Source organism: Pelovirga sp. C15f (assembly GCF_057178085.1).
Genome location: NZ_JBXUCV010000001.1, coordinates 186,735 through 203,098, shown reverse-complemented (window position 1 = coordinate 203,098; position 16,364 = coordinate 186,735). Strand labels below are relative to the sequence as shown.

Below are 16,364 nucleotides of genomic sequence, written 5' to 3'. Positions count from 1 at the left end.
TCCCGTGTTTGAAAGTATTTCATTAGCCCTTTCCAGCAATCTGTTGGCCATGACGGATGCGCGGATCAGCCAGGGCATAACAGATATCAGCGAGCAAATTCCCGAGCAGGGTCAACACTGCCCCCATAACCAGAACCCCCATGATCAGGGGATAGTCACGCATCATCACGCCATCAAAAAAAAGTTTCCCCATGCCGGGAATAGCAAAAATTGTTTCAAAAATCACACTGCCGCCGATGAGCCCCGGAACCGACAAGCCGAGAATTGTAATGACCGGTAACAGAGCGTTGCGCAAGGCGTGCTTGTAGATCACCACAGACTCCGACAACCCCTTGGCGCGCGCAGTGAGAATATAATCCTGACGGATAACCTCCAGCATGTTCGAGCGCATATAACGAGAAAATCCGGCAAGCCCGCCGATGGCAGAAACAAAAACCGGCAGAATCAGGTGACTGATACGATCAAGAACCTGTCCGGAAAAACTCAGATATTCATAACCCAGGGACTTAAGCCCGGATATCGGCAGCAGACCCAGGCGCACACCAAACCAGTCCATTAACAGCAGTGCCAACCAGAACGACGGCATGGCAAAGCCGGTAAACACCAGAATAGTCGTGGAGCGATCAAACAGGGAGTTGCGCCGAACTGCCGAAACAATCCCCAAGGGGACGGAAACCACCAGAATAAAAGCGATCGACAGCAGATTGATAAGAATAGTAACCGGCAGGCGTTCGAGAATCTTGTCAATCACCGGACGGCGGTCGCCCGCAAAGGACTCTCCAAAATCGAGCACCACCAGACGCCCAAGCCACTGTCCATATTGAATATATAACGGCTGGTCAAGGCCATATTGGCGGCGTAAACGCTCTTGCAATTCGGCACTGGCCTGGGGGTTCATCTGCGTCTGCAGGTCGGTCGGCTCACCCGGTGCCAGATGAATCACGACAAAGGAAATCAGGGTAATTCCCAAGAGCAGCGGAATCAGCAGCAACAGACGTCTGGCGAGATAAGGTAACATCGTATCCTAGCGTGTGTATTTCTGTTCGGCCTGAGGCACAAACCAGTGCTGGAAGTTGTAGCGGATCCCGGCCGGTGCCGGCTCAACACCACGAAAGCGCCGGGATACTGCCGGCAGGGCCTCGGAGACATACAAAAAAGTGTAGGGTTGCTCCTCAGCAAGAATTTCCTGGAGGCGATCATAATAGTGTTTGCGCTGTTCCTGGTCGAACACCCGGCGCCCGCGCTCCAGCAGCTCATCAACTCCGGGATGTTCAAAGCCGATAAAATTCAATTGGCCTGGTGCGGTCTTACTGGAATGCCAGATATTGTACTGATCCGGCTCCGGGCCACCGCTCCACCCGAGGATGGTCGCATCAAAATTTCCCGGGTTGATAAAATCTTTAAGGAATGTCGCCCATTCGATCACCCGCAGGCGCACATCGACACCTATTTCGCGAAAGCGTCGCTGAATTATTTCACCGGTTTTGATGCGCAGATCATTCCCCTGATTGGTAACAATAGTAAAGGACAGAGGCTTACCATCTTTCTCGAGAATACCGTCGCCGCTTAAATCCTGCCAGCCGGCCTCTGCCAGCAGTTGCCGCGCTTTTTCAGGATCATAATGATAGTGCCTTACCGCCGGGTTATAAACCCAGGTATCGGGTTTGTAGGGTCCGGTAGCAGCAACACCATAGCCGAGCAGCACGCCATCAATCAACTCCTGTTTATCAATAGCGTACGCCAGGGCCTGACGCACGCGTATATCGGCGAACAACGGTCGTCGCAGGTTATAGCCAAGGTAGGTATAACCAAAGCTTAAATACTGATATTTGTTGTAATTTCTGCGGAAAGCCGGGGTATCGGTCTGGCGATCAAACTGCAGTGGCGTCAAACCCATAAAGTCAAGGCTGCCGGTCTGCAATTCAAGGAACTGGGTCGACACATCGGGAATAATCCGATAAACCACCCGGCGGATATAGGGCGGCCCTTCGAAATAGTCCGGGTTGGCCTCCAGCACAATCTTCTCGCCACTGACCCACTCACCGAAACGATATGGACCGGTGCCGACGGGGCTGCGCGACAGGGGACTGCGTAAAACATCGGTTCCTTCAAGCAGGTGGCGCGGATGAATAGCCGTCGCCCAACTCAAGAGTGCCGGCGCGTAAGGGGTATCGTAATGGGCGACAAAGGTATAGGGATCAGGGGTTTCGACCCGAGTCACCTGACTGAACGACTCGGCATAGGCGGTCGGGATCTCAGGGTCAATATAGAGTTCATAGGTAAACTTGACATCGGCAGAGGTAAAAGGGCTGCCGTCGTGCCAGCTGACATCGCGGCGCAGATGAAAGGTCAGGATACGGTTATCCGCTGACACTTCCCAGCGTTCCGCCAACTCCCCTTCCAGTTCAAGTTGACCATTGTAGCGCAGCAAGCCGTTGTAGACGAGACTGTTGATGGCGCTGGAAGCAGAATCCGAAGAGAGGACCGGCAGCAGATTGCTGGCATCACCAATGGACGCCTCTATAAAGGTATCACCATATTCCGGCACCAGCGCTTCTGACATCCCCGGGAGCGACGGTTCCGGTTGGCGCTCACACGCCCCCAGCAGCAGTAGTGCCGTAGCGATCGCTAATCTGAATAAAATATGCAACATGTAAAGCCTCTTGGAGGTTGTCAGGGAATTGGCTCAATAACGATGTTCTCGGGGGCCCGTAAATAAAATCGCTCCGCCGGGATATCGCTATTAAGGGTTAGCTCGGTGATGTTCATCGCCACCTTCACATCGTCCTGGGGCATCTGCAATGCGATACGCCGGGGAAACCCGTCAGACGATGCAAAACGCGAATAATCAACAGCCAGCTGGGTCTGTTGATTATTCGCATATTCACCGCCGGTCAGCTGCAACTGACCATCGAAATAGAAGGTCTGGGTGAAAGTTCCACTCACCAGCAGCAACTCAAGCAGATCGCCCCGCTGGTGCACCTGCGCTTGTTGATAATCAAAAATCGGCGGTTCATAGAGCAGCATGGCCACCAGCAACTCCGGTGACAGCGGTAGTCCGACAAATCGGGAAAAATTTTCTTCCGTGGCACTGCCCCGATAAAAACGCGGCGGATTGGTCGTATTCAGCAGAACAGACAGAACAGCACCATCGCTGGTAAGTTGCATGATCAGCTGCCCGAATCCGGTTAGCGCGTCGACGCGAACACGATCAGGCTGCTCTGCCAGAATAAACTGCTGGCTGGAAAAATACTTGCCCTGGGTAGTAATCGAGACCGAAGCCGCACTGTCAAGTCGGCGGTTGGTACCGGTCCGGGCGCGAAGAATCTCAACCAGCTCGGTTGCTGCCGGAACATCGGTCCAGAGCGGCGCAGGTGGGCGGGCACAGGCATTGAGCAACAACAACAGTAGCAACAGTAGCCATCTCATTGTTTAAGCTCCCGCCGGAGCCTGTCGAGCTTTTCCTGCACCCCTTTGGCGTCGGGGTCGATCACCAGGGCATCACCATACGCCTGGATAGCTTCAGCGTGAAGCCCCATTACCTGATAGAGATCCCCCAAATGCTCAAGGATAACCTGATCATCCGGCAGCATAGCGAGGGCGCGTTCGAGGTGAATACGACTCCGGGAATATTCGCCAAGTTTAAAATAGACCCAACCTACGGTGTCCTCAATATAACCGGCAGGCTTTAACTGCAGTGCCAGTTTTGCCCGCTGCAAGGCCAGGTCGAGATCAAGGCCGGCTTCTGCCTGGAAATAGGCCAGAAAATTCAGGGCATCGACATGCTCAGCATCAATCAGCAAAACCTTCTCCATGACCTCCAGAGCTGCCTGATGATTGTCCAGGGCCTCGAAAACAAGGCCCTGCTGATATAACAAACGCGTATCTTGCGGATGGAGTGACACCCCTTCTATGGCAAAGTTAAGTGCCGAAGCCAGATCCTGCCGATCCTGATAAAAGGCAACCAGATAGTAATAAACCTCGCTGTCATCGATTCCCTGTTCCAGCAGGTCTTGTAATAACTGCGTACCTTCTTCCACCAACCCCTCCTGCAGCTGCAGGTAGGCCAATTGCAGCATGGCATCGCGATAGGTGGGGGCTTCGGGTGTCACCTGCTGCAGCTGTAACATCGCCGCCGGATAACGCGATTGACCGATCAGGGCAAGGGCAAGAAAATAACGGTTCCTGCCGACCGCTTCCCCCTTGTCGATCAGCCGGCGAAACTCCTCGCCTGCTTGCTGCCACTGGTTCAGGTGCAAATAGAGCAGACCAATCTGATTGCCTCCCGGCAGCGATGGCAACTGCTCGCGAACAATTAACAGCTGCTCGAGAGCCAGCTGCAGCTGCTGCCGGACAAGATAGAGCTGCGCCAGCTGTTGCCGAACTGATGGCGCAAAAGGCGTCCGTTCAAGAGTTTCCAGATAAAGATCAACGGCCCTGACCGGGTCATACTCTTCCAACACCTGTCCTAACTCCAACACCACCGGCAACCGCCCCGGATATGCCTCAAGATAGCGGCGATACACCCGGATTGCTGCATCCGGCTGCTGACTGTCACGATAAATGCGGGCCAGAGACAGCATAGCCTGATCGGCATCCGGTCGCTTCCGTATTAATTCTTCCAGGGTTCTCAGGGCTTCATCGACGCGCTCCAGCTGGACAAAAGCCATGGCAAGGCGCAAATGCAGGGATTCATTATCCGGGGCTAGCTCCAGTGCCTTATTAAAGTGAGCGATGGCATCGAGCCCTCGTTGCTGCATCAGGTAAATATCACCAAGCAACAAGTGTGTTTCAGGGACAACTGGAGGCTCATTGGTCAGCTGAGTCAGTAATCCAACGGCAGCATCAGGGCGCTCCAGATGGAGGTAGACACGCGCCAGCAGTAGTTGTAAATAAGCAGATTGCGGGTCAGTAGCTAGAGCGCGTTCCAGGTCACCGAGAGCCGACTCCCAGTCGCCGGCGGCACCATCTAGACGAAACCGGGCAAAGTCCAAAAGCGCCTGCGGACCGGGACTCCTTGACAAATCGGCGACGGCGTGTTGATCCATTGCCCCCACAGCAGGTTGACTGTTGTTAGCGGACGTCGACAAAGCGGCACCACAGCCGGCTAAGGGCACCAGAAACACAAGCAACATCGTGGTAAAATAAACAAATCCGGGAAGCGGTCGAGCGTTCAAGTGGCAATCCCTCAATAACTGTTACTGGCAAAGATTTTCGTATCCATATTCATACCACATGCCCAAAGATTACAAAAGAAGTGTCGAAGGGAAAACCGGCAATCAGGAATGGATAACCCGGACCAAATGAACTGACCCCTGCTATTGCCGGTTGTAATTATAGATGGGGAAGTTTAGTCTGTATGATCAAAAGCTGCGTCCTACTAAAGAAGATTGCCGGGCTAGCACCGTTTGATCGAAAAAAGGCGTCACTATGAAACAATATCGTCCTGACAACACCCTGCGCGAAGCCTGGATCCTGTTTATGATCCTCGGGATGATTATGATTAATTTCCCCTTTATCCATATATTTGATGGCGACATGTCCCTGTTGGGCATTCCCAGACTGGTTCTCTATTTTATGTACGGCTGGCCCGCTTCTATTGTTGTTATCTGGCTGTTCGTCCGCCGCCTTGAACAGGAGAGTCAGGCACAGCAGCAACACAACAACAGTAACGACGCGGTCACCCGCTGACATTCATAATAGCCAGGCGATGGAAACCATGACGGTTATTTCAGCAGAAAAAATCATTGTCGTCTCCCTGTGCTACTTCGTCCTGATTTTTTTTGTTGCCTACTACGCCGACCGGCGCCGCAAGGTCGGGCGCAGCCTGCTTTCCAACCCCCATATCTATACCCTGTCAATCGCCATCTACTGCACCAGCTGGACCTTTTACGGCAGCGTTGGCAAAGCCGCGACCTCCGGTCTTGATTATCTGCCGATCTACCTGGGGCCGACCTTGATTGCTTTTGGCTGGTGGTTCCTGTTACGCAAAATGGTGCGCGTCAGCAAGGAACAGAACATTACCAGCCTTGCTGATTTTCTTGCCAGCCGTTATGACCGCTCAGCAGTACTTGGCGCCATTGTGACCCTCTTTGCGGTCTTCGGGATCACTCCCTATATTGCCCTGCAGCTCAAGGCGATCGCGCAAACCCTGGAAATTCTCTTTTTACCATTGAAAAACCTGGCGGAACCAACCTCCAGCCTTATCCCTTACCTGCCGGGGCAAACCGACTCAGCCCTTATCATCACGCTGCTACTGGGACTCTTCGGTATCCTTTTCGGGGCTCGTCACCTCGACTCCTCAGAACGTCATGAAGGGTTGGTAGTTGCGGTGGCGCTGGAGTCGCTGGTCAAGCTGGTGGCCTTTGTGACCGTTGGCATCTTTGTCACCTACGGGCTGTTCGACGGTTTTATCGATCTGTTCCAGCAATTCTATCAACGCTTCCCTGATCGCAGCTATCTCTTTGCTGTCGGCACCGCCGAGGTTCCGTACACCAAATGGTTCACCCTGATCATTATTTCCATGGCGGCGATCATGTTTTTGCCGCGCCAGTTTCATATCATGGTGACGGAAAATGCCAACGAGGAACATATCAAAAAAGCCATGTGGCGCTTTCCCGCTTATATGTTTCTGATCAACCTGTTTGTCCTGCCGATCGCCATGGGCGGCTTGCTGCTTAATCATGGTGACACAGCCCAGGCCGATTATTTTGTCCTTACCCTGCCCCTAGCCGCCAACCAGCCCTGGTTGGCATTACTGGTCTTTATCGGAGGACTCTCAGCCGCCGCCGGCATGGTCATGGTTTCTTCGGTGACCCTTGCCACGATGATCCTCAACCACCTGGTCATGCCGGTTATTCTTAAGTTAAAACTGCGGGCTCAGGATCTTTCCGGCATCCTGATCAACATCAAACGCCTCGGAATCGTTGGTGTCGTTCTTTTGGGCTACATGTACTTCATTGTCATTGGCGATTCCTACGCTCTGGTCAATATCGGTCTGATCTCGTTCATGGCCGCTGCCCAGTTTGCTCCTGCCATGATTGGTGCCATCTACTGGAAACGCGCCAACAAATATGCCGCCATCTGGTCGATCAGTATGGGTTTTGTCATCTGGGTTTATACCCTGCTTATTCCCTCTTTTGCCCGTTCAGGCTGGATCAGCTCCGATCTGCTGGAACAGGGGCCCTTTGGTATCGCGCTGCTCAAACCCCTTGAGCTGTTTGGTTTAAGTGGCTTTGATATGTACACCCACACCCTGTTCTGGAGTCTGATGCTCAATCTCGGTGTTTATTGCATGGTATCGATTTTGACCAGGCAAAGCGATGCGGAAAAAAAACGGGCGCTCATGTTTGTTGATGTATTTGTTGACCAGGAGCAGCCGGACGAACGCTTGACACGTATCAGCAAGGCCCCGACGATTGTTGAATTTGTTGATCTGATGTCAAAATTCATCGGCGAAAAACCGGCGCAAACGGCCATTTCAGCTTTTCTGGCCGATAAGGAAATCGACCATCGCGGCAGTCTCAATGATCAGGACATTTTCAGTCTGAAAACTTTTACCGAACGAACTCTGGCCGGTCACGTCGGAGCCGGGTCTGCCCGTATCATCCTGGAAAACTACCTCGCGGCGCGGGGCAGTGAAATGGAAAATATTTTTGACATCTTCGGCTCCGTCACCATCGATGGGGCCATCAGCCGTGAACACTTAAGCGTCCTCTATGATGTTTCGCAGCTGGTTTCCAGTGGCGACAGTTTTCAATCCAAACTCGACCGCATTCTCGAACTGCTGGTAGAGCAGTTCAAGTTTGATCTCTGTGTTATCCGCTTTCTTGAACCTAAAACCCGTACTCTGCTGGTCAAAAGTCTGGTTGGTGAAACCTTCAATCATTTCGGCAAATCCGAGCGCAACCTCTCAACTGAAACCTATATCGGCCAGGCCTTCCTTTCCAACGTTACCATGGTTGTCAATGATTCAGATGAGCTGGAAAAACCCGCATCGGCAGCAATTATTCAGGCCGAAGGCATTACCTGCTTTGCGCATCAGCCGATTGCCCTTGAAGGGGAACCGGTTGGCGTTCTGTCCGCTTTTTCACGTTCCGGCAAGGGAATATTTACCGCCGAGTTCATTGCCTTGCTGGAAAATATTGCCGGACAGATTGGTATCGCCTGGCGTAATGAACAACAGATCGGGCGACTGTTGCTGGTCCGTGAACAGGAACGGGAAATGCAGATTGCCAAGGATATTCAGATGGCACTTTTGCCTGCGTCCTTGCCGACCCTGGATGAGATCCAGGTCGCTGGTCTCTGCGTACCCGCCCATCAGGTCGGCGGCGATTATTACGATTTTATTCTGCGCAAGGATGGTCGTTATGATGTTGTCATCGCCGATGTTTCCGGACACAACATCGGCTCAGCGCTGATCATGGCGGAGACACGCACCTTTATCCATTCCCGGGTTGATGGTATCGACAATCCTGCCGCCATGCTCCACGCGCTCAACGATTATTTTCTTAGAGATCTTGATCGCTCTGACCTGTTTGTCACCATGTTTTATCTGCAGTACAATCTGGACAGCCGCCAACTGATTTACAGTAATGCCGGCCACAATCCACCGCTACTCTGGCGTCACCAGTTACAGCAGATCGAACCACTGGACGCTGAAGGGTTGATTTTCGGCATCCACAAAAAGGTTAATTTCGAACAAAAAAGCACCCAACTGGAACCTGGCGACATCCTGCTTCTTTACACTGACGGCATTATCGAAGCCGAAGACAACCAGCAGAACCTGTTTGGTCAGGAACGTCTGCAGAAAGTACTGAGTGAAGAGGAGCAGTCAACGCCACAGGAACTGATTGATCAGATACTCACTCAGGTCAGACTTTTCACAGGCTATCGCCACTTCAACGATGATGTTACATTGTTGGCGATGAAAATACTGAAATGACACCACGGGTCACCAGTCATGACACAAACTGATGTATAATGTGACATCTATCAATATCCGCCCCTATCGCAACCGGCCAAAAAGGAGTCTGTGCAATGCAATTAAAAATCAATGAACAAGAAGAAACCGTTATTATCACTGTGGAAGATGAACGGATGGACGCGCACAACAGCGGCAGTCTCAAAGAACGGATGCTGCAACTTTTTGATGAGGGTAAATACCAGCTGGTAATCGATCTGACGGCCGTCCGCTTTATCGACTCCTCCGGTCTCGGAGCCCTGGTTTCCGGCTTCAAAAATGCCAGTGCCCGCGAGGGCAGTCTCAAACTCTGCTGTCTTCAGCCACAGGTTCGATCCATGTTTGAATTGACCCGCCTGCATCGCGTTTTTGAAATTTTTTCGACCCTGGAAGAAGCGCTTGAAAGCCAGTCCTGAGATAACGCCACAACCCTGTTGTAAAGAAGGTTTTTATGCCTAAGCGGGTAGAATTTAACATCAAGGTACCCAGCCAGACACGCTATCTCGCCCTGATAGGCCAGATTGGTGAGAGCCTGGCTTTCTCCTTGAATAACTACCAGGGTAACAGGCGCGAACTGGCTTATCATCTTAACCTCTGTTTGACAGAGGGACTGACCAATGCCATCTGCCACGGCAACAACTCCGACCCGGATAAGGATGTTCACATCAACATCTCGGCCTCCGATGATGATCTGGTCATCAGAATCTATGATCAGGGGCCGGGTTTTGATATCAGCGCTCGCCGTAAAACAAAAGCCCACCCCTGTGATGAGGGTGGGCGTGGTATCAACATTATCCTGAAATTGATGGATAAGGTGAAATATTTAAAAGAAAACGGGGTTAATGTGCTTGAAATGACGAAATTTCTTCATTGATCAAAAGACGACGGCAGATCCAAATGCTGGAGCAGATCCAGATGATGGCCTAACACCTTGGCAACACTTTTTTCCCGCACAAACCGCTCTCCATACCCGGCAAAATGAAATGACCCGGCCTCGGCTGCAGCTTGATCAACCTCTGAATCTCCAATAAAAAGACAGGCGTGAGGCCGGCAGCCAAGTTGACGGGCCGCCAACAGGAGCATATCCGGTGCCGGCTTGGGCTTTTTCACATCACGGCTGGTCACTACTGCAGAAAAGAAATGGTCGAGACCAAAATGCTCTAAAATCGGTACAACACTGGAACCACGGTTGGTAGCAATTGCCAGCGGATAGCGGCTTGCGACAATCTCAAGAACCTGATGCAGATGAGGCATCGGCTTCATGAACGGAATAAAATTCCGATAATCAATTTCTGCAGCAAAGCTGAGCGCGGCAGCCACATCCTCTGCGCGCATCAAAACCGCAAGAACCTGGGGCGAACTGGCGGTATGGCACAGGTAGGCTTCCTCTTGCTGCTCAAGGGTTACCGGTGGATAACCAAAAGCTGCAAAAATCTGATTGTAATAGGCCAGGTTGGCAGCGTGACTTTCAAACAGGACCCCGTCGCAATCATAGATAATCGCTTCAATTTCTTTCATCGTTCTGCCCTTTTAACAGCCATAATAACATCGTGCCACCGACGACCATCATCGGCAGGGACAGCAGCTGTCCCATGGTGGCACCACCCCACAGAAAACCCAGGTGCGCATCAGGCTGACGAAAAAACTCAACGCTGAAACGGGCAAGGCCATAGCCCAGCAAAAAAACGGCTACGGGAACTCCGCGCCTTACGCCAAGACGGTGGAGACCATAAATGATCAGCAACAGGACCAGTCCTTCGAGGAAGGCTTCATAAAGTTGGCTGGGATGACGAGGTTGTGGGCCGGCGGCAGGAAAAATCATCCCCCAGGGATGATCTGTAGGCCGCCCCCACAATTCACCATTGATAAAGTTGCCTATCCGCCCCAGCCCTAAGCCGATGGGTACGGCAGCAACAGTCAGGTCACCAAGTTGCAGCAGCCGCATGTCGCGGCGCCTGGCAAACCAGAACAGGACGATAAAGACACCAATTAAGCCACCATGGAAGCTCATTCCCCCTTGCCAGATATAAAATATTTCGTAGGGGTGCTCAAAATAGTATGCCGGCTGGTAAAAAAGTGTATATCCCAGCCGACCGCCGGCAACCACTCCGATGACCGCATAAAACAACAAATCGGCGACCGCCTCTCGATTGAGCGGATAACGGCGCAGACTGCAGATATGCACCATCATGAAATACCCGCCGACAAAACTCAGCAGGTACATCATTCCGTACCAACGCACAGCCAGTGGACCAATGGTAAAAATGATCGGATCAATTTGACCAGCTATCATCTGTTAACCTCTTTCAGCAATTGCATGGCCTGATGCATGTCTGCCGGCATCGGCACGGAAAAATCCAATAACTGCGCTGTTAGCGGGTGTAAAAACTTGAGCCGGTGCGCGTGCAGCAGGGGTCGGTTTAAAAGAATACCATCGAGCGCCATGGGGCCGCCATAGCGCTGATCCCCAAGCAATGGGCACCCCAACTCAGACATGTGGGCACGGATCTGGTGAGAACGTCCGGTCAATATCTGCACCTCCAGCATCGAACTGCTACTGAGCCGGGATTCAATCTGGTAGCGCGTAATCGCCAGCTTACCACCTGCGGCTACGGAATGAACGCGGTTTTCACGCCGCGAGCGCGCCAGCAACGAACGGATTTCGCCATTGTCAGCATCAGGGCGTCCGGACACCAGCGCCAGGTAGGTTTTATCGATGTTGCCGGTTTTAAACAGCTCTGTCATTTTTTTATGGGACTGGGGATGAATGGAGAAGGCGATAAGACCGGATGTCGTGCGATCGAGGCGCTGAACCATACCGATCACCGGCTTCAGGTGGGGACGAAAAGAATCCTGTAAGTATACCTGCAAGGCTTCAAAGAGGGTGCCCTTGTAGCGGGCATGGGTCGGTTGGGTTTCAATCATTGCCGGTTTATTGACAACAATCAGATATTTATCCTGAAAAACCACATCCTGCGCGCTGATCCGCCAGGGGATCAGGGGGAGATGATCAAGATACAGTTCTACCAGATCACCAGCGGCAAGCATTCTTGAAACCGTCCGGATGCGCTGACCGTTAATATGGACCCCGCCGATGTCAATGATCTTACGGACCAGGGAGCGCGACAAGGTAGTAGTTACCAGCGGCAAAAACTGATCGAGGCGCATTCCGGCCTGTAAGGAATCAACCTTCAGACGATAAATATCCCATTTTTTGGTTACGCTATTCATTTGATTTGAACATCTACGAGAAAGATTAAATCTATTGACAGAATATTCGTCAATGGTAGTATAAAGATCAAATAGCGCATTGACGTTTTCTGGGATGCGCGGGAAGCGTGCCGACTCTTTGACCAACGTTTACTGATGACCTTACTCTGTTCGTGTGGATATGGTGAGCAAGCCGACTCTCAAGCCGGAAGCCTGAAGTAACCACCGCAGACAAAGCTTACTGAAGGTCATAGCCCGGCACCAACCCGCCATCCTGGAACCCATCAGATAAAAAGCCCTGAATCGCTGATTCAGGGCTTTTTCCCGTTCATGGGACAAGAACAGAAGCGTTTCAAAGAGAATCCACCCGCTCTCTCAACTCTTTGCCGGTTTTAAAGAAAGGTGTTTTGCGTGAGGCAATCTCCACCACCTCACCGCTCTTTGGGTTTCTGGCCTCACGGGCACTGCGCTCACGCACAGAAAAAGAACCAAAACCGCGAATTTCAACCCGATCACCTTGAGCCAGAGCCGAACCTATCCCATCAAAGATGACGTTGATAACAGCTTCTGACTCTTTTTTGCTCAACAATTCGTGCTTTTCCGAAAGCTTTTCAATCAACTCACTTTTAGTCATAATCCACCTTCCACATAGGTAAATCCTATCTACTGTTTACGGTCCAGTCCATAGATACTTAGGTCCCATAGTATCTTTTAAAGCCATGTCGACTCCACCAAAACGATTCAACAGAACATTTAAATAGCGCTGTAAAAACTCCTGTCTTTCCGGTGGGGGATAAACAAGGTCAGGCTCGCCTTCAAGCCCGACAAGCATCGCAGCATGGTCAACGGCGTCATTAAAGCTGCCAAGTTCGTCAATCAGGCCGATTTCCAGAGCCTGGCGGCCGGTAAAAATACGCCCGTCGACATAAGGAGCAAGTTCGGCAACAGGAATATTGCGCCCTTCACTGACAGCCGCAACAAACTGAAGATGAACATCACCGATCAGCTCTTGCAGCAAGGAGCGTTCATCATCTGTCATGTCGCGTGATGCAGAACCCAGATCTTTGTACGGACCGCTCTTGATAACCTCAGATTTGATACCGACCTTACCCATCAACTCCTGATAATCAGGAAAACTCATCACAACACCGATACTGCCGGTAATCGTGCCGGGATTTGCAAAAATCCGCTCCCCCGCCATCGCCAGATAATATCCGCCGGAAGCAGCTACCGAGCCAAAAGAAACAATGACAGGCTTTTCCCGCGCCAGTTTCTTCAGTTCGTGATGAATTTCCTGAGAAGGTCCAACCGCACCACCTGGTGAGTCGATACGCAGGACTATCGCCTTAACCGACTTATCGTCCCTGAAATTATCTATCTGTTTGATGATCAACCGCTCATTGCTGACCATGCCGGAAATTTCCAGGACACCAATCCGACTGGATGAGGTCGGAAGGAGCGAGCCACTACGGAAATATCCAGCCGCGAAAAATACCAGCAGAAAAAACAAAAAGATTCCGCCGATCAGCATGGATGCGAGAAAAAAGGGACGTTTTTTCATTTCTTGCCCATAAAAAAAGGCCCAGTACAGGCTGGGCCCTTTTTTTAAGTTAAATATGAATCAGTCGTCGTTTTTACGGCCCATCGCTCCCTGAAGCAATGCACCAAGGCTTGATGTCGCCTGCTTCTGCGCCCCCATAAATTCATTGACTTCAGCTTTTTCTTTCTGTTCATCAATGTTTTTAACCGACAGGGCAATCTTGCGATCAACGGTATCAACTTGAAGGACGGCCGCTTCAAGAACAGTCCCGACCTCAGCGAAGTCTTTCGGATTGTCGATCTTTTCCTTGCTCAGCTCAGAAACATGGATCAGTCCTTCAATACCTTCTTCAAGCTCAATAAAGATGCCGAAATCGGTAACCGACGTCACCTTGCCTTTGACAATCGTGCCACGGGCATAGCGTACCGGTACCGATTCCCATGGGTCAGAATTTAATTGCTTGATCCCCAAGGAAAAACGCTCGTTTTCACGATCGATATTAAGTACCACAGCCTTTACCAGATCACCCTTTTTAAAGGCATCTGAAGGATGCTTGATACGCTTGGTCCAGGACAGATCAGAGATATGAACCAGACCGTCAATCCCTTCATCAACCCCGACAAACACCCCAAAGTCAGTGATATTTTTGACCTGACCTTCGATAATGGTACCGATCGGGAATTTCTCGCCGATCACTTCCCAGGGATTGGGTTCAATCTGTTTGAGGCCCAGAGAAATCCGGCGATTCTCTGAATCAAGGGCAAGCACCACTGACTCAACTTCGTCACCGATATTCAAAACTTTATTCGGATGCTTGATGCGTTTGGTCCAGCTCATTTCCGAGACATGGATCAGACCTTCAACACCCTCTTCAAGCTCTATAAATGCTCCGTAATCGGTCAGGCTGACAACCTTGCCGACGACCTTGGATTCGATCGGGTACTTTGCCGCGACATCGAGCCACGGATCAGGAGCAATCTGCTTGAGACCCAAGGATACCCGCTCTTTATCACGATCAAACTTGAGCACCTTGACATTGATCTTGTCGCCGACAGCGAGGATATCCGACGGATGCTTGACGCGTCCCCAGGACATATCGGTAATGTGGAGCAAACCGTCAATACCGCCCAGATCAATAAATGCTCCGTAATCGGTAAGGTTTTTAACAATACCCTCAACCACCTGGTTCTCTTCGAGGGTTTTGAGGGTTTCGCCACGCTGTGACTCACGCTCATTTTCAAGCAGAACCCGACGAGACAGGACAATATTGCCCCGGCGCTTGTTCAGCTTGATAATCTTGAAATCGAAATTCTGGCCGATCACCTTGTCAAGATTTCGTACCGGGCGCAGATCAACCTGTGAACCAGGCAAAAAGGCGTTGACGCCAATATCAACCGACAGGCCGCCCTTGATGCGGCTGACGATACGGCCTTCAACCACAGCCCCTTCTTCGAGTGAATTCCAGATTTTCTGACGATCGGCTTTTTCTTTGGAGAGCACAATCAGACCACTGTCGCTCTCGCCGCCACCAAAGAGAACATCGTAAACGTCGCCAACCTTGACGTTAATCTCCCCTTTTTCGTCAGCAAATTCACGCAAGGGAATCATCCCTTCTGACTTGTAACCGACATCCACAACAACCGCATCAGGTGTTACCTGGACAATCGTTCCTTGAACAACGTCGTTACGCTTCAGTTCGAAGCCTCCCTGCTCATAATCCTTGAGCAGTTCTTCGAAATTCTCCTCACCTTCCAGATCCTGCATTTCATTTTCTTCAAACATGTCTTTGTCTTCTACCATTGGAGATGTTACCCCCTTGTGAATTTTCCGACGCCTTTCGACGGCGGACTCAAATTTTGAGAGTGCGCAAGTTAGCACAGCATTTAAAAAAAAACAAACCAATATTTTTCAGGCAGTTATTCTTATTTTTCAGGGGTTCCCATGTTTTCTTTCACGCTGCCTGACTAAATCTTCCATCTGTGCCAGAACTTCGCCAATAGTCATCCTGGTTGAATCAATGACAACCGCATCAGCTGCCTGTTTCAGGGGTGCCTGGGTGCGATTCATATCGGCCTGATCACGCTCATGCACGGCAGCTATCGTCTCGTGCAGATCGGCTTTGATCCCTTTTTGCTGAAGTTCGGCGTAGCGCCGTCGCCCACGTTCTTCGGCCGAGGCAGAAAGAAAGAATTTTACCTGCGCCTCGGGAAAAACGACGGTACCGATGTCGCGCCCTTCCAGAACAACCCCTCCCGACTCACCTAATTTTCTTTGCATCAACAACATGGCTGCTCTTACGGCCGGTGACGCGGCAACCAGGGGCGTTAATTTACTGATCTCCGGGGTACGGATCTGGCGCGTTACCTCCTCACCCATGGCATAAACTTTCAATCCCGAACCAGCTGCAACCAGGTCGATACGCAAATCGCTGCATAGATTTTTTAATGTTTCTTCATCATCAGGGTTGAGCCCGCGCTGCGCCACCAGGTAGGCAACAGCACGGTACATGGCGCCGGTATCGATATAAAGATACCCCAAATTCTCGGCCAGGCGGGTACTGATCGTGCTCTTACCCGCACCGGCAGGGCCATCGATCGCCACCACCAGACCTCGGGTTGTGGATGCACTGGGTCGGTTCTCGAGCGCCATCTT

15 protein-coding genes are annotated in these 16,364 nt (G+C 51.4%); 4 read left to right on the top strand and 11 right to left on the bottom strand.

Annotation, left to right across the window (positions count from 1 at the left end; genetic code table 11):
* Window positions 1-22: 22 nt before the first annotated feature.
* The 4 genes from AC1931_RS00965 to AC1931_RS00950 are packed head-to-tail and all read right to left on the bottom strand — an operon-like array spanning window position 23 to window position 5,177.
* Window positions 23-1,018, bottom strand: coding sequence for an ABC transporter permease (locus tag AC1931_RS00965; RefSeq protein WP_483875358.1), 996 nt, complete (start codon window positions 1,016-1,018; stop codon window positions 23-25).
* Between the two features lie 6 nt (window positions 1,019-1,024).
* Window positions 1,025-2,653 (bottom strand): peptide-binding protein, encoded by a 1,629-nt coding sequence (locus AC1931_RS00960; protein WP_483875357.1) that lies wholly within the window; start codon window positions 2,651-2,653, stop codon window positions 1,025-1,027.
* A gap of 20 nt (window positions 2,654-2,673) precedes the next feature.
* The gene (locus AC1931_RS00955; protein ID WP_483875356.1) at window positions 2,674-3,429 is read right to left on the bottom strand and encodes a hypothetical protein; all 756 of its coding nucleotides are present in this window, start codon (window positions 3,427-3,429) and stop codon (window positions 2,674-2,676) included.
* Window positions 3,426-5,177 carry a tetratricopeptide repeat protein gene (locus AC1931_RS00950; RefSeq protein ID WP_483875355.1) on the bottom strand — a complete coding sequence of 584 codons (1,752 nt, stop codon included), beginning with the start codon at window positions 5,175-5,177 and terminating at the stop codon, window positions 3,426-3,428. The genes AC1931_RS00955 and AC1931_RS00950 overlap by 4 nt, the downstream gene beginning before the upstream one ends.
* A 253-nt stretch (window positions 5,178-5,430) precedes the next feature.
* Here AC1931_RS00950 and AC1931_RS00945 point away from each other — a divergent pair, with 253 nt between their 5' ends.
* The 4 genes from AC1931_RS00945 (at window position 5,431) to AC1931_RS00930 (ending at window position 9,836) form a co-directional block, all read left to right on the top strand.
* Entirely contained in the window at window positions 5,431-5,691 is a 261-nt protein-coding gene (locus tag AC1931_RS00945) for a hypothetical protein (protein WP_483875354.1), read from the top strand.
* 28 nt (window positions 5,692-5,719) lie between these two features.
* Window positions 5,720-8,944, top strand: a complete 3,225-nt coding sequence (locus tag AC1931_RS00940; RefSeq protein WP_483875353.1) for a sodium:solute symporter family transporter — start codon at window positions 5,720-5,722, stop codon at window positions 8,942-8,944.
* A gap of 95 nt (window positions 8,945-9,039) precedes the next feature.
* Window positions 9,040-9,378: an STAS domain-containing protein gene (locus AC1931_RS00935; RefSeq protein ID WP_483875352.1), complete on the top strand. Its 339-nt coding sequence runs from the start codon at window positions 9,040-9,042 to the stop codon at window positions 9,376-9,378.
* 35 nt (window positions 9,379-9,413) lie between these two features.
* A complete protein-coding gene (locus AC1931_RS00930; protein ID WP_483875351.1) occupies window positions 9,414-9,836 on the top strand; it encodes an ATP-binding protein in 423 nt (140 codons plus the stop codon).
* Here AC1931_RS00930 and AC1931_RS00925 read toward each other — a convergent pair.
* The 7 genes from AC1931_RS00925 to cmk all read right to left on the bottom strand — a co-directional run bounded on the left by AC1931_RS00925 (window position 9,830) and on the right by cmk (window position 16,361).
* Window positions 9,830-10,480, bottom strand: a complete 651-nt coding sequence (locus tag AC1931_RS00925) for an HAD family hydrolase (RefSeq protein WP_483875350.1) — start codon at window positions 10,478-10,480, stop codon at window positions 9,830-9,832. The two genes, AC1931_RS00930 and AC1931_RS00925, sit on opposite strands and share 7 nt — an antisense overlap.
* A complete protein-coding gene (gene lgt / locus AC1931_RS00920; protein ID WP_483875349.1) occupies window positions 10,467-11,255 on the bottom strand; it encodes a prolipoprotein diacylglyceryl transferase in 789 nt (262 codons plus the stop codon). The genes AC1931_RS00925 and lgt overlap by 14 nt, the downstream gene beginning before the upstream one ends.
* Window positions 11,252-12,193 (bottom strand): RluA family pseudouridine synthase, encoded by a 942-nt coding sequence (locus tag AC1931_RS00915; protein WP_483875348.1) that lies wholly within the window; start codon window positions 12,191-12,193, stop codon window positions 11,252-11,254. The genes lgt and AC1931_RS00915 overlap by 4 nt, the downstream gene beginning before the upstream one ends.
* Window positions 12,194-12,524: 331 nt before the next feature.
* Complete coding sequence (locus AC1931_RS00910; protein WP_483875347.1) at window positions 12,525-12,806, bottom strand: integration host factor subunit beta; 282 nt, start codon at window positions 12,804-12,806, stop codon at window positions 12,525-12,527.
* Between the two features lie 36 nt (window positions 12,807-12,842).
* Window positions 12,843-13,733 carry a signal peptide peptidase SppA gene (gene sppA, locus AC1931_RS00905; RefSeq protein WP_483875346.1) on the bottom strand — a complete coding sequence of 297 codons (891 nt, stop codon included), beginning with the start codon at window positions 13,731-13,733 and terminating at the stop codon, window positions 12,843-12,845.
* Window positions 13,734-13,793: 60 nt separating this feature from the next.
* Entirely contained in the window at window positions 13,794-15,512 is a 1,719-nt protein-coding gene (locus tag AC1931_RS00900; RefSeq protein ID WP_483875345.1) for a 30S ribosomal protein S1, read from the bottom strand.
* A 129-nt stretch (window positions 15,513-15,641) separates the two neighbouring features.
* Window positions 15,642-16,361 (bottom strand): (d)CMP kinase, encoded by a 720-nt coding sequence (gene cmk, locus AC1931_RS00895; RefSeq protein WP_483875344.1) that lies wholly within the window; start codon window positions 16,359-16,361, stop codon window positions 15,642-15,644.
* Between the last annotated feature and the right edge of the window lie 3 nt (window positions 16,362-16,364).

What these genes read in the sequence shown, in the direction of transcription:
- AC1931_RS00965 (WP_483875358.1), bottom strand. Translation starts at nt 1,018, where the DNA reads ATGTTACCTTATCTCGCCAGACGTCTGTTGCTGCTGATTCCGCTGCTC.
- AC1931_RS00960 (WP_483875357.1), bottom strand. Translation starts at nt 2,653, where the DNA reads ATGTTGCATATTTTATTCAGATTAGCGATCGCTACGGCACTACTGCTG.
- AC1931_RS00955 (WP_483875356.1), bottom strand. Translation starts at nt 3,429, where the DNA reads ATGAGATGGCTACTGTTGCTACTGTTGTTGTTGCTCAATGCCTGTGCC.
- AC1931_RS00945 (WP_483875354.1), top strand. Translation starts at nt 5,431, where the DNA reads ATGAAACAATATCGTCCTGACAACACCCTGCGCGAAGCCTGGATCCTG.
- AC1931_RS00940 (WP_483875353.1), top strand. Translation starts at nt 5,720, where the DNA reads ATGACGGTTATTTCAGCAGAAAAAATCATTGTCGTCTCCCTGTGCTAC.
- AC1931_RS00935 (WP_483875352.1), top strand. Translation starts at nt 9,040, where the DNA reads ATGCAATTAAAAATCAATGAACAAGAAGAAACCGTTATTATCACTGTG.
- AC1931_RS00930 (WP_483875351.1), top strand. Translation starts at nt 9,414, where the DNA reads ATGCCTAAGCGGGTAGAATTTAACATCAAGGTACCCAGCCAGACACGC.
- AC1931_RS00925 (WP_483875350.1), bottom strand. Translation starts at nt 10,480, where the DNA reads ATGAAAGAAATTGAAGCGATTATCTATGATTGCGACGGGGTCCTGTTT.
- lgt (WP_483875349.1), bottom strand. Translation starts at nt 11,255, where the DNA reads ATGATAGCTGGTCAAATTGATCCGATCATTTTTACCATTGGTCCACTG.
- AC1931_RS00915 (WP_483875348.1), bottom strand. Translation starts at nt 12,193, where the DNA reads ATGAATAGCGTAACCAAAAAATGGGATATTTATCGTCTGAAGGTTGAT.
- AC1931_RS00910 (WP_483875347.1), bottom strand. Translation starts at nt 12,806, where the DNA reads ATGACTAAAAGTGAGTTGATTGAAAAGCTTTCGGAAAAGCACGAATTG.
- sppA (WP_483875346.1), bottom strand. Translation starts at nt 13,733, where the DNA reads ATGAAAAAACGTCCCTTTTTTCTCGCATCCATGCTGATCGGCGGAATC.
- AC1931_RS00900 (WP_483875345.1), bottom strand. Translation starts at nt 15,512, where the DNA reads ATGGTAGAAGACAAAGACATGTTTGAAGAAAATGAAATGCAGGATCTG.
- cmk (WP_483875344.1), bottom strand. Translation starts at nt 16,361, where the DNA reads ATGGCGCTCGAGAACCGACCCAGTGCATCCACAACCCGAGGTCTGGTG.